Below are 11,949 nucleotides of genomic sequence, written 5' to 3' on the forward strand. Positions count from 1 at the left end.
GCCCGCGCGGTCCCGCGGGCAACGGCGTGTGAGCTAGATCATCACTCCGGCTTGCGCCGGCGGCCGCCGCTCGAGCGCTCGGTGTCGGCGTTCATCCGGGCGATCAGATCCGCGACGGTGCTGCCCGACGAGTGCTGCCCGGCGTGGCCCGTCTCGACCTGCTGCTCCTGCCGGTCCTCGGGCGCCTGCTGCGGCGGCGTGCGCTGCTGGTCCTGCGCCCACGGCCGCCCCTGCGCCTGACCCGGCTGCTGCGGGCCCTGGAACTGCGGGGCCTGCGGCGGCGCGGACTGGAACGGGGAGTACGGCGCCGCCGGGGACACGGTCGGCGGGGTGGCCGGGGCGTCCGGCGTGTACGGGCGCGGCGGCAGCGGCGAGCGGTAGCCGGACTGCGGCGCGAGCGGCACGAAGGGCTCGTCGTCGCCGGTCACGTGGTCGACGTGCTCGACGTCGACGGGCGGCTGTGCATCCGGGGTCGCCGCGGCGGCGGGCGCGGCGGGGGCCGCGGGCGGCTCGTCGGTGACGACGTGGAAGACGGTGGTCGGCGACTCCTCCTGCGGCCGGTCCGCGGCGGGATTGCTCACCGGGCCGGAGGGCACCGTCGGCCCCGAGGGCCCGGGCGGGACGGGGGCGGCGGGCACGTCGGTCACGTTCGCCTCGTCGATCGGCTCGCCCGCGACGGACGCCGCGCCGTAGTAGTCGTCGACGGCCGCGGCGGCGGGCTCGGGCACGCCGGCGAAGTCCTGCTGCGCGCGGAAGCGGTCGTCGTCCTCGAAGACGGACTTGGCCCGCTGGGCGTCCAGGGCACGCTGCTCCGCCGCGGCGTACAGCTCGGTGTACGAGGGACCCAGGTCGCGCCCGAGCAGCTCCTCGAGGTTGGCGCGCAGCGCCAGGACCTCGGCCTTGAGGGCGGTCAGCTCCTCGTTGGACTCACCCTTGAGCTCGGCGCGGATGTCGTGCTCGACCTGCAGCTCGTACTCGCGGCGCGCGCTGATCTCCCGCTCGAGCTGCAGCCCGTAGACGGTCTTGAGGCCACTCTCCTTCGACTCGGCGGCGCGCAGGTCGCGCGAGTACCGCGCGATGAGGAAGGCGGCGATGACGAGGCCCCACACCAGCAGGATCAGCGAGACCAGGCCCCAGCGGCGGTCCTCCGAGAACACCCACATGCCGGTCCCGACGACCGCCAGCAGGATCACCGCACCGAGCATCCACTGCCCCGCACCCGAGGACCGTCGCGGGGCGCGCTTTCGTGAACTCGGGATCGGCGGTTGCGTCATATCCGCGACCTTACCTTTTACCTGAGGTCGGATTCCTCAGGCTGGCGATGTGTCGGCGGGCTGGTCGTCGGGATCGTCGGGTGTGCGACAGCAACGCTCGAGCCACAGCGCGGCGGCCAGGAGCAGCATCGCCCCGGCGGCGCCGATCCAGGCGCCCGGCCGGTCCGCGTGGGTGGCGGTCAGGCTCGCGCCCTCGGTGAGGAGGAAGACGAGCATGCCGCCGAAGAAGCCCAGGGCAACGGCCCCGAGGTACGCGGAGGCTTTCGCCAGCGCCACGGCGCGGGCCACGGCGATCGGGTGGATCCGCCCCGGCCCCCAGCCGACCTCGCCGCGGCTCAGCCGCGAGCGCACGAGCTGCGCGATGTACAGGTCCGCCGCGGCCACGCCGTACAGCAGCGCGCCCGCCCACACGGGGACGACCGGCACCACGTTGCGCACCAGCAGGTACGAGCCCAGGCCCACGCCCAGCACGATCACCACCAGCTCGACCCAGCCGGTCGCGCGCACCGTCGGGCCGCCCGGCTCCTCGGGCTCCCGGTCCACGCCCTTCGACGGTCCGCTCACAGGCGCGTCACCTCCGCGGTCTCGTCGGCGGGCAGGGCCCGCAGCAGGTCGTCGACGGTGCCGTGCCCGGGCAGCTGCGCGTCCGGATCGGCGTCCCGCCAGGGGATGAGGACGAAGGCGCGCTCGTGCGCGCGGGGGTGCGGCAGGGTCAGCTCGGGGTCGTCGGAGAGCACGGGCTCGTCGCCCTCCCAGACCGCGATCACGTCGACGTCCAGGGTGCGCGGGCCCCACCGGACGTCGCGGACGCGCTGCGCGGCGGCCTCCCGTTCGCGGGCGAAGGCCAGCCAGCCGGCGGCGTCGCGCGCGGGATCGTCGACGAGGACGGTCGCGTTGACGAAGTCGTCCTGCTCGACGCCGCCCCACGGCGGGGTGCGGTACAGCGCCGAGGCGCGGACCAGGGCCGGGCCGAGGGCGGCGATCGCGGCGCGGACGGCCACGTCGGCGGCGCCGAGGTTGGCGCCCAGCGAGAGGACGGCGCGGCTCACTGCACGCTCCGCGCGCCGGAGCGCGAGCGACGGGCGACGACGGCAACGTCGGCGAAAGACAACGGGATCGGGGCGGAGGGCTTGTGCACCGTCACCTCGACCGCGTAGACCTTCTCGTCGGCCGCGATGTCGTCGGCGATCTCCGCGGCGACGGTCTCGATGAGGTTGCGCGGCTCCCCCGCGACGATGTCGTGGGCGCGCTGCGCGAGCGCCCCGTAGTCGACGGTGTCGTTCAGGTCGTCGGAGGCCGCCGCGGGCCGCGAGTCGACCCACAGCACGAGGTCGATGACGAACTCCTGGCCGTCGCGCCGCTCGTGCTCGAAGACGCCGTGGTTGCCCCGCACCCGCAGGCCGGTGAGCTCGATCCGGTCCGCCATGTCAGGCACCGCCTTTCGTCCAGGCCTCGGTCACGGCGATGGCGTCCGCCGTCGACCGCACGTCGTGCACGCGCACGCCCCACACCCCGGCCTGCGCGGCGAGGGCGGAGACCGCGGCGGTGGCGACCTCGCGGCCCGCGGGCTCGCGGCCGCCGAGCAGCTCGCCGAGGAAGCGCTTGCGGGAGGCGCCGACGAGGACTCGGAATCCGGTGTCCTGCAAGGTCGGCAGGCCGCGCAGCAGCTCCCAGTTGTGGGCCGCGTTCTTGGCGAAGCCGAGGCCGGGGTCCAGCACGATCCGCTCGGGGGCGATACCCGCGGCGATCGCGGCGTCGGCCTGGTGCAGGAGCTCGTCGCGCACCTCGGCGACGACGTCGTCGTACTCGGTGATCTCGTGGTGGATGCCGGCCCACACCGGTCCCGGCGCGCCGGGCGAGGGCCGCCAGTGCATGAGGATCCAAGGCGCGTCCGAGTCGGCGACGACGCGCGTCATGTCGGGGTCGGCCCGGCCGCCGGAGACGTCGTTGACGATCGCGGCGCCCGCGTCGAGCGCGGCGGCGGCCACGGAGGCGCGCATGGTGTCGACCGAGACGGCGATGCCCTCCGCGGCGAGCGCCGAGATCACGGGCACCACGCGGTCGCGTTCCAGCTCGGCGGGCACGCGGTGCGCGCCGGGCCGGGTCGACTCCCCGCCCACGTCGACGATGGCGGCACCGTCGGCCACGAGCTCCCGCGCCCGCGCGACGGCGGCGCCGGGGGCGAGGTAGCGGCCACCGTCGGAGAAGGAGTCGGCGGTGACGTTGACGACGCCCATGATGAGCGTGCGGCCGGGCTGCTCCGTCACCGGCGCAGGATCAGTTCGAGCGCCTCGGCGCGCGAGGTCGCACTGTCCTTGAACGCGCCGCGCACCGCCGAGGTGGTGGTGCTCGCGCCGGGCTTGCGGATGCCGCGCATCGCCATGCAGAGGTGCTCGGCCTCGATCACGACGATCACGCCGCGCGGGTCGAGCTTGCGGACCAGCGCGTCGGCGATCTGCGCCGTGAGCCGCTCCTGCACCTGCGGCCGCTTGGCGTACAGGTCCACGAGGCGGGCCAGCTTGCTCAGGCCCGTGACCCGGCCGCTGGTGCCGGGCAGGTAGCCCACGTGCGCGACGCCGTGGAAGGAGACCAGGTGGTGCTCGCAGGTCGAGTACATCGGGATGTCCTTGACCAGCACCAGCTCGTCGTGGTCCTCGCCGAAGGTGGTGTTGAGCACCTCGTCGGGGTCGGTGTGCAGCCCGCCGAAGACTTCCTTGAAAGCCTTCGCGACCCGCTCCGGGGTCTTCTGCAGGCCCTCGCGGTCCGGGTCCTCGCCGACGGCGATCAGCAGCTCGCGGACCGCGGCGACGGCGCGCTCGTGGTCGAACGGGGCCACGGCGGCCCCGCTGTCCTTGCCCATCAGCTCTCGCTCGATCGGTCCGGGCCGGACTGCTCCCCGCCCTGCTGCTCCGGCCCCTGCGGACCCGCGCCCTGGGAGCCCGCGCCCTGCGGCGGCTGGCCCTGCGGGGGCCACCCTGGCGCCGACCAGCCCGCAGGGGCGCCGTAGTCGGGGCGGCTGCCCTGCTGCGGCGGCTGCTGGCCGTACTGCCCGCCCTGCGGCTGCCCGTAGCCGGGCGCCGGGTACTGCGGGCCGGGGTAGGCCTGCTGGCCGCCCCACTGGTAGCCGGGCTGGCCGTAGGCCGGCTGGGGCTGGCCCTGCTGGCCGTAGCCCGACGGTGCGCCGGGCGTGGGCCAGGGCTGACCGGCCGGCGCGGGCGCGCCCCACTGCCCGTTCTGCCCGGCGTGGCCGTTCGGCGCGGGCTGTGCGGCGGCGAGGGCCGCGGCCTTCTCCTGCTCGGCCTTGTGGCGCTCGGCCTCCTCGTCGACGGGCGGCCAGGGCTCGCCCTTCTCGATCGCGATCTCCTTGGGAGTCTTGATCGGGGGCTTGGTCGACGGGACGCGACCACCGAAGTCGTCGAACTGCGTGATCACGGGCCGCTTCTCGACGGACGCGAAGATCCGCTCGAGATCCTTGCGGACCAGCGTCTCCTTCTCCAGCAGCTCGCCGGCGAGCACGTCGAGGACGTCGCGGTACTCGGTGAGGATCGCCCAGGCCTCGGTGTGCGCGGCCTCGATGAGCGAACGCACCTCCTCGTCGATCTGCGCGGCGACGGCGTCGGAGTACTGCGCGCCGCTGCCGAAGCCGCGGCCCATGAACGGATCGCCCTCGTCCTGCCCGTACTTCACGGCGCCCAGGCGGGCACTCATGCCGTACTCGGTGACCATCGCGCGGGCGATCTTCGTGGCCTGGTCGATGTCGCTCGACGCGCCGGTGGTCGGCTCGGCGAAGACCAGTTCCTCCGCCGCGCGGCCGCCCATGGCGAAGATCAGCCGGCCGATCATCTCGTTGCGGGTGTACATGCCCTTGTCGTTCTCGGGCACGGCCAGCGCGTGGCCGCCGGTGCGGCCGCGAGCCAGGATGTTGACCTTGTACACCGGGTCCAGGCTCTTCGTCGCCCACGCGGCCAGGGTGTGGCCGCCCTCGTGGTACGCGGTGACCTTCTTCTCGTGCTCGCTGATGATGCGGTTCTTGCGGCGCGGACCGCCCACCACCCGGTCGACGGCCTCCTCGAGCGTCGGCGCCGTGATGACGGAGCCGTTCTCGCGGGCCGTGAGCAGCGCCGCCTCGTTGACCACGTTGGCCAGGTCGGCGCCGGACATGCCGGGGGTGCGCTTGGCCAGGCCGTCGAGATCGGCGTCGGGGGCCAACGGCTTGCCCTGGGCGTGCACCCGGAGGATCGCCTTGCGGCCCGCGATGTCCGGGTTGGTCACGGGGATCTGCCGGTCGAAGCGGCCGGGGCGCAGCAGCGCCGGGTCCAGGATGTCGGGCCGGTTGGTGGCCGCGATGAGGATGATGCCCTGGCGGTCGCCGAAGCCGTCCATCTCGACGAGCAGCTGGTTGAGGGTCTGCTCGCGCTCGTCGTGGCCGCCGCCCATGCCGGCGCCGCGCTGGCGGCCGACGGCGTCGATCTCGTCGACGAAGATGATGCAGGGGCTGTTCTCCTTGGCCTGCTCGAACAGGTCGCGCACGCGGGAGGCGCCGACGCCGACGAACATCTCGACGAAGTCGGAACCGGAGATCGTGAAGAAGGGCACGCCGGCCTCGCCCGCGACGGCGCGCGCGAGCAGCGTCTTACCGGTGCCGGGCGGGCCGTAGAGCAGCACGCCCTTCGGGATCTTCGCGCCCAGCGCCTGGTAGCGGGCCGGGTTCTGCAGGAAGTCCTTGATCTCGTAGAGCTCCTCGACCGCCTCGTCCGCGCCGGCGACGTCGGCGAAGGTGGTCTTGGGCATGTCCTTCGTGAGCTGCTTGGCCTTGCTCTTGCCGAAGCCCATGACGCCGCCGCGGCCGCCGCCCTGCATGCGGTTCATGAGGAAGAAGAACAGGCCGACCAGCAGCAGGATCGGGAGCAGCGTGAACAGCAGCATCGAGATCCACGGCGATTCCTGCGTCACGTTCGTGGTGTACGTGACGGGCTTGCCGTCGGGGTTCTGCGCGTCCTGCACGAGGCCGAGGATGTCGCGGGAGGTGCCCGCGGGGTACTTCGCGAAGACCTTCGTCGAGCCGTCGGTGCCGTTCTCGCCGTCGACGGCCTTCGCGAGCGTCACGCGCAGCGTCTGCTCGCGGTCGTCGATCTGGACGTCGGTGACGTTCTTCGCCTCGAGCTGCTGCACGACCAGCGAGGTGGACGCGGGCTTGTAGTCGCGGTTGCTGCCGCCGACCATGGTGAACGCCCAGACCAGCAGGACGAATCCGGCGATGATCGCCAGCGTGCGGATGAGTGATTTCCGTTTCATATGGCTTCGCCTCGCGGCTCGTCAGTCCTTCTTCTTCCGGCGCGCGGCGGGCCGCGCTGGGTCGACTTCCCAGGCTACCGTGCAGCGTCGCGACCGGGCCGGTCGCGTGGGTGCGCCCTGAGCGAACAACGTCCGTTTCGCGAAGTTTAAGCTGCTGCGGTGACCGACAACAGCACCCCGCCCCCGTACCCGTACCCCCAGCAGCCGGCCTCGGTCGACGTGCCGGAGCGCTGGCGCAGCCGGTTCGACTTCTTCGCCCGCTACGGCCAGCCCGCGTCGTCGCCGGAGGCCACCGCCGCCTTCAAGCAGCTGTCGTTCGGGCAGCGCTTCCGCCTGGGCTTCAACGGACCGGCGTTCTTCTTCGGCCCGATCTACTACGCGATCAAGGGCCCGTGGCGGAAGGGCCTGAGCCTGTTCGGCATCGCGGTGGGCATAGTCGTGCTCATCGGCCTGGTCGAGACCGCGCTGAACTTCACGTTCCCCGCCGTCTCCTACGGCATCGCGACCGGCCTGCTCTACCAGAGCGTCGCGAACTGGGCCTACTTCCTCCACGTCACCCGCGGCAGCACCAGCTGGAACCCCTTCGAGGGGACACCCATGTTCCGCAAGCGCACCTGACCAGCCCTCGGGTGGTGGGCGCCTGACCGCCGGGCGGTCGACAGCGCGCGACGCCGCAAGCCCCTCAGGACTGCGACGCCGGCTCGAACGTGCCGTCGGCGCCGTAGCCCGATACCGCTCACTCCTGTCCATACAGAAAATGAATATCCGCAGGTCCGGACAGCCACCACGGCTCCCACCAGCGACTATTCATTTTCTGTATGGACACCGCGCAGAAACACCCACGTCTTCCGCGTCACTCGTCCGTCGACCGCCCCTGCCGTTCCGCGCCGCAGCACCCCCTTGCAACCGCAGCGATTCGACCGCGCAGGTCAGGCTGCCCGACATAGAGTCGCGCGCATGTCTGAGATCGACCGGTTCCGGCTGGTTCTCGCCGTCGCGCGCAGCGGAAGTATCAGCGAGGTCGCGCAGCTGACGGGGCTGTCGCAGCCCACCGTCACCCGGGCCGTGAGGGCGACGGAACGGCTCGTCGGATTCCCCTTGTTCCACCGCACGCCGGACGGGACCCTCCGCACCGGCGACGCCGCCAAGGCGTTCCGGCGGATCGAAAGCATCCTCGAGAACTACGACGCCCTCGCCGCCCTCGACGACTCCCCTGTCACCGTCCTGCGGTTCGCGTACCGCGAGGGCGAGCTCCCCACGATCCTCGACAGCGCGATGGCGCACTGGAACCGCGAGAAGATGCTGCCCGCGAAGCTGATCGAATGCGCGGACCCTGTTGCAGAGCTGCGGGCCGGCGGCGCCGAGTTCGCTGTCGCGCCCTACTCGGGAACGCCGTTCCCCGACGGGCTCGACCACCGGCCGCTGCGGATCATCCGCACCGCGCGACTCGACCTGGTCTACGCCGCTGCGCCGACCGGTCCGATCGACGAGTTCCTGCAGGCCCTCGCCCTCGCGTGACGGGCCCTGCGGCGCCCCGCCCTCAGACCTCGATCTTGGCGGCCAGTGCGAGCAGATCCGCCTCGCCGCCGGGGCGGGCGACGAGCTGCACGCCCTCGCCGAGGAAGGGGACCGTCATCGCCGGCCAGCCGACGAGGTTCCAGAGCGGCGGGTACGGCGCGTACGCGAGGCTGGGGATCGCGCTGGCGGCCCAGGGCAGCTCGGCGTACCGGCGGGCGGGCGCGGGGCGGCGGGCCAGCGTAGGGGTGACGAGCACGTCGACGCCCTCCGCCGCGAAGAACCGCTCGAGCGCGCTCTCCAGGCGGGCCGCGTCGGCGGGCCGGACCAGGCCGCGGCGGGCGACGGCGCGACCGAGGGCTGCGTGCCGCCGGGTCCTGCCCTGCAGGAGCAGCGGGTTCGCCCCGCGGGCGACGATGTCGTCGGCGTCGGTCGCGGCGGCGGCCGCCCACCGGGCGAGCAGCGGCAGCGGCGACGCGGGGTACGGCACCTTCACGTCGCGGACCGCATGCCCGCTCTCGGCGAGCCGGTCCGCGGCGCCGCGCACGGCCCGCGTGATCGCGCGGGAGGTGAACGTCAGGGCCGTGGGCCGATTGAGGCCGAGCCCCACGCGCAGGCCGGCACCGTCGCCGACGGTCGCGAGCTCGGGGCGCCCGGCGAGCACGGACAGGCCGAGGGCCGCGTCCTCGACGGTGCGCGTCATCGGCCCGTTCTCGGACATGCCGAACCAGTTCGTGGGCCCGAGCTGCGCGGGCACGACGCCGCGGCCGGGCTTGATCGCGACGATGCCGGTGCAGGCGGCGGGGCCGCGCAGCGAGCCGAGGCCGTCGTTGCCGTGCGCGAGCGCGACGTGGCCCGCGGCCACGACGACGGCGCTGCCGCCGGAGCTGCCGCCCGCGGTGCGGCCGGGCCGGTGCGGGTTGCCGACGACCTCGCGGGCGTCGTCCGTCATGGCCCACAGGCAGAGCTCGGGGACCCGGGTGAGGCCGACCACGACGGCGCCGGCGGCGCGCAGCCGCTTCACCACGGGGTGGTCGGCCTGCTCGATCAGCAGGCCCGCGCCGCAGGCCTCGGAGACCCCGTCGAGCATCCGGTGGCCGGAGACGGCGACGTTGTCCTTGATCGCGATGGGCACGCCGGCGAGCGGCAGCGAGTACCGGTCGGATCGCGCGTCGACGGCGGCGGCCTCGGCGAGCGCCTGCTCGGGGCGCAGCACGCGCCAGCCGTGCACGGCGGCGTCGTCACCGATGCGGGCCAGCGCCTGACGGGTGGCGTCGACGGCGGTGAGCCGGCCCGATCGCACCCGCTCCGCAGTGGCCGCAGCGGTGAGCAGGGTCATTCGCTGTAGACCTTGGGCTCCAGCACGCCGATGTACGGCATATCGCGGTAACGCTCGGCGTAGTCCAGGCCGTAGCCGACGACGAACTCGTTGGGGATGTCGAAGCCGACCCACTTCACGTCGACCTCCACGCGCACGGCGTCGGGCTTGCGCAGCAGGGTGACGACCTCGAGCGAGTTGGGCTGCCGGGTCGCGAGGTTGCGCAGCAGCCAGCTCAGCGTGAGGCCGGAGTCGATGATGTCCTCGACGATGAGCACGTCGCGGCCGGCGATGTCGCGGTCGAGATCCTTGAGGATCCGCACCACGCCGGAGCTCGACGTCGACGAGCCGTAGCTGGACACCGCCATGAACTCGAGCTGGGTGGGCACGGGCAGCGCCCGGGCCAGGTCGGTCACGAACATGACCGCGCCCTTGAGGACGGTGATCAGCAGGAGGTCGGTCTCCCGTTCGCCGTACTCCTGCGCGATCTGCGCCGCGAGCTCCGCGGTCCGCTGCTTGATCTGCTCCTCGGAGAGGACCACCGAGGCGATGTCTCCCGCGTACAACTCACCAGTGCCGTTCACCACGCTCTCAGGATGCCACCTGTCCGCTGCACCTGCAGCCGCCGCCCCGCACTTCCGCCCGGGATCGCGGTCGGGCCCTGCCCGCGCCAGTCGGTGACGAGGGCGTCCACCGCCGCGAGGTGGGCGGCCGTGAGGGCGCGCGCTCCGCGCCCGGCGAGCCAGCTCCGCAACGCCCGGACCCGCAGGGCCGCAGGCAGTCCCGCGATGTCGGCCACCGCCAGCTCGGTGCCCGACGGTGCCGGGGCCAGAGCGTCGAGCGCGTCGTTGTCGGCGCGCAGCGAGGCGGCGGTGCGGGCGAGGGACTCGGCCACTCCCCCGCCGAGCACGTCCTCGAGGAGCGGCAGTACCTCGGTCCGCACCCGCACGCGGGTGTACCTCGGGTCGAGGTTGTGCGGGTCCTCCCACGGGGTGAGCCCCAGCTCGGCGCACGCGGCCCGGGTGTCGGCGCGGCGCACGCCCAGCAGCGGACGGCCGTACGGCGCGGCCCAGGCCGCCATCCCGGCGAGCGAGCGCGCCCCGCTGCCCCGGCCGAGGCCCAGCAGTACCGTCTCCGCCTGATCGTCGAGGGTGTGCCCGAGCAGCACCGGGGCGCCGTCGCGGGCGGCGTCGAGGGCGGCGTACCGGGCAGCGCGGGCGGCGGCCTCGGGCCCGCCGGCACCGTCGACCACGACGGGCAGGACGTCGGCCCGGCGCGCCCCGAGGTCGCGGGCGGTCGCGGCGGCGGTCTCGGCCACGGCGGCGGAGCCCTCCTGCAGTCCGTGGTCGACGACGAGCGCGATCACGTCGAGGCCCTCCGCGAGCGCGCCGGTGAGCAGGGCGAGGGAATCGGCGCCGCCCGACAGTGCGACGGCCACCGTCGGGCCCGATCCGTGGGCGGCGTACCAGGCCCGGACCGCGCGCCGCACGCGCAGCGCCGCCGGCCCGGGGCGGCTCACAGGACTCGGGCGATCCATCGCTGCGGCTCGTCGAGCTCGTCGGGCAGCGGCAGCGTCTCGGGGCCGGTCCACACGCGGTTGAACCGCTCCATGCCCACCTCGGCGACCACGGCGTCCACGAACTTCTTGCCCCGCACGTACTGCGCGATCTTCGCGTCCATGCCCATCAGGGCGCGCAGGAGCCGCTGGAACGGGTTCGACGGTGCCGCGCGCCGCCGGTCGAAGGCGGCGCGGATGGTCGCGACGGTGGGGATCACGGCGGGCCCGGCGGCGTCCATGACGTGGTCGGCGTGGCCCTCGAGCAGGGTGCCGAGCATGAGAAGCCGCTCCACCGCGGCGAACTGTTCTGGCGGGGCGGCGATCTCGAGCACGCCGATGATGCCGCTGTTGCGGGCGCCGCCGGACAACGCCCGCCGGGTGCGGGCCAGGAGATCGCCGACGGAGCCTGCGCCGGCGGTCCCGGCGAGCGCGGCGACGTTCTCCCGCATGTAGTCCCGCAGCCACGGATTCGCGGCGAACTGCACGCGATGGGTCACCTCATGCAGGCACACCCACATGCGGAAGTCCTCGGGCGGCAGCCGCAGCGCCCGCTCGACGGCGAGCACGTTGGGCACGACGAGCAGCAACTCGCCGCCGGCGACGCTGAACGGGTCGTACTGGCCCAGAACGGATCCGGAGACCATCCCGAGCATGGCACCGGCCTGCACGCCCGCGAGGCGGGCGCCGAGGCCGGGGTGCCCCGCATCGTCGGGTTCGATGAGCGCCTCCATCGACCGGGCGGCCGCAGAGACCCATGCGCGCCGGTCCACCGTGCGGGCGGGCGGCACCGCTCCCGGGGTGACGAGGCCGGTGACGCGCAGGACGTGCTCCTCCGCGGCGACGGCGTCCGCGAGCAGTTCCTCAGCCGCACGCTCGCGCGTGTAGGCGGTGGTGGCGGGGCCGTCGCCGAGGACGCCCGCCACCCGGCGGCCGGACGCCGCGGCGAGCGCCCAGTCCACCTGCGCGCGTACCGACTTCGGCTCGTTCAT

General features: G+C 73.7%; 13 protein-coding genes. 2 read left to right on the forward strand and 11 right to left on the reverse strand.

Features of this window, described 5'->3' with window-relative positions; all coding sequences use genetic code 11:
• Positions 1 to 41 precede the first annotated feature (41 nt).
• The 7 genes from ACLQ3K_RS12815 to ftsH are packed head-to-tail and all read right to left on the reverse strand — an operon-like array spanning position 42 to position 6,569.
• On the reverse strand, positions 42 to 1,274 hold the full coding sequence (locus ACLQ3K_RS12815) for a DUF6779 domain-containing protein (protein WP_425999722.1): 1,233 nt from the start codon (positions 1,272 to 1,274) through the stop codon (positions 42 to 44).
• A gap of 36 nt (positions 1,275 to 1,310) precedes the next feature.
• Positions 1,311 to 1,838: a DUF3180 domain-containing protein gene (locus ACLQ3K_RS12820; RefSeq protein WP_224645958.1), complete on the reverse strand. Its 528-nt coding sequence runs from the start codon at positions 1,836 to 1,838 to the stop codon at positions 1,311 to 1,313.
• Positions 1,835 to 2,323, reverse strand: coding sequence for a 2-amino-4-hydroxy-6-hydroxymethyldihydropteridine diphosphokinase (gene folK, locus ACLQ3K_RS12825; protein ID WP_425999724.1), 489 nt, complete (start codon positions 2,321 to 2,323; stop codon positions 1,835 to 1,837). Before folK ends, ACLQ3K_RS12820 begins: the two co-directional genes overlap by 4 nt.
• Entirely contained in the window at positions 2,320 to 2,700 is a 381-nt protein-coding gene (gene folB, locus ACLQ3K_RS12830; protein ID WP_224646038.1) for a dihydroneopterin aldolase, read from the reverse strand. Before folB ends, folK begins: the two co-directional genes overlap by 4 nt.
• A gap of 1 nt (position 2,701) precedes the next feature.
• Positions 2,702 to 3,511, reverse strand: coding sequence for a dihydropteroate synthase (folP, locus tag ACLQ3K_RS12835; RefSeq protein ID WP_425999828.1), 810 nt, complete (start codon positions 3,509 to 3,511; stop codon positions 2,702 to 2,704).
• A gap of 26 nt (positions 3,512 to 3,537) precedes the next feature.
• The gene (gene folE / locus ACLQ3K_RS12840) at positions 3,538 to 4,134 is read right to left on the reverse strand and encodes a GTP cyclohydrolase I FolE (RefSeq protein ID WP_224645956.1); all 597 of its coding nucleotides are present in this window, start codon (positions 4,132 to 4,134) and stop codon (positions 3,538 to 3,540) included.
• On the reverse strand, positions 4,134 to 6,569 hold the full coding sequence (ftsH, locus tag ACLQ3K_RS12845; RefSeq protein WP_425999727.1) for an ATP-dependent zinc metalloprotease FtsH: 2,436 nt from the start codon (positions 6,567 to 6,569) through the stop codon (positions 4,134 to 4,136). The genes folE and ftsH overlap by 1 nt, the downstream gene beginning before the upstream one ends.
• A 159-nt stretch (positions 6,570 to 6,728) precedes the next feature.
• On the opposite strand from ftsH, the gene ACLQ3K_RS12850 reads away from it, so the two are divergent.
• The gene (locus ACLQ3K_RS12850; RefSeq protein WP_425999729.1) at positions 6,729 to 7,187 is read left to right on the forward strand and encodes a DUF2628 domain-containing protein; all 459 of its coding nucleotides are present in this window, start codon (positions 6,729 to 6,731) and stop codon (positions 7,185 to 7,187) included.
• A 339-nt stretch (positions 7,188 to 7,526) separates the two neighbouring features.
• Entirely contained in the window at positions 7,527 to 8,087 is a 561-nt protein-coding gene (locus ACLQ3K_RS12855) for a LysR family transcriptional regulator (protein ID WP_425999731.1), read from the forward strand.
• Between the two features lie 22 nt (positions 8,088 to 8,109).
• Here ACLQ3K_RS12855 and ACLQ3K_RS12860 read toward each other — a convergent pair whose 3' ends face one another.
• From ACLQ3K_RS12860 to ACLQ3K_RS12875, 4 genes are read right to left on the reverse strand one after another with little or no spacing between them, the layout of a single operon-like run.
• Positions 8,110 to 9,423: an amidase gene (locus ACLQ3K_RS12860; RefSeq protein ID WP_425999733.1), complete on the reverse strand. Its 1,314-nt coding sequence runs from the start codon at positions 9,421 to 9,423 to the stop codon at positions 8,110 to 8,112.
• Positions 9,420 to 9,986 carry a hypoxanthine phosphoribosyltransferase gene (hpt, locus tag ACLQ3K_RS12865; protein ID WP_415679010.1) on the reverse strand — a complete coding sequence of 189 codons (567 nt, stop codon included), beginning with the start codon at positions 9,984 to 9,986 and terminating at the stop codon, positions 9,420 to 9,422. Before hpt ends, ACLQ3K_RS12860 begins: the two co-directional genes overlap by 4 nt.
• Positions 9,983 to 10,939, reverse strand: a complete 957-nt coding sequence (tilS, locus tag ACLQ3K_RS12870; RefSeq protein WP_425999735.1) for a tRNA lysidine(34) synthetase TilS — start codon at positions 10,937 to 10,939, stop codon at positions 9,983 to 9,985. The genes hpt and tilS overlap by 4 nt, the downstream gene beginning before the upstream one ends.
• Positions 10,918 to 11,949: a zinc-dependent metalloprotease gene (locus tag ACLQ3K_RS12875; protein ID WP_425999737.1), complete on the reverse strand. Its 1,032-nt coding sequence runs from the start codon at positions 11,947 to 11,949 to the stop codon at positions 10,918 to 10,920. Before ACLQ3K_RS12875 ends, tilS begins: the two co-directional genes overlap by 22 nt.

Source organism: Tsukamurella sp. DT100 (assembly GCF_049844855.1).
In the GTDB taxonomy this organism is placed as follows: Bacteria; Actinomycetota; Actinomycetes; order Mycobacteriales; family Mycobacteriaceae; genus Tsukamurella.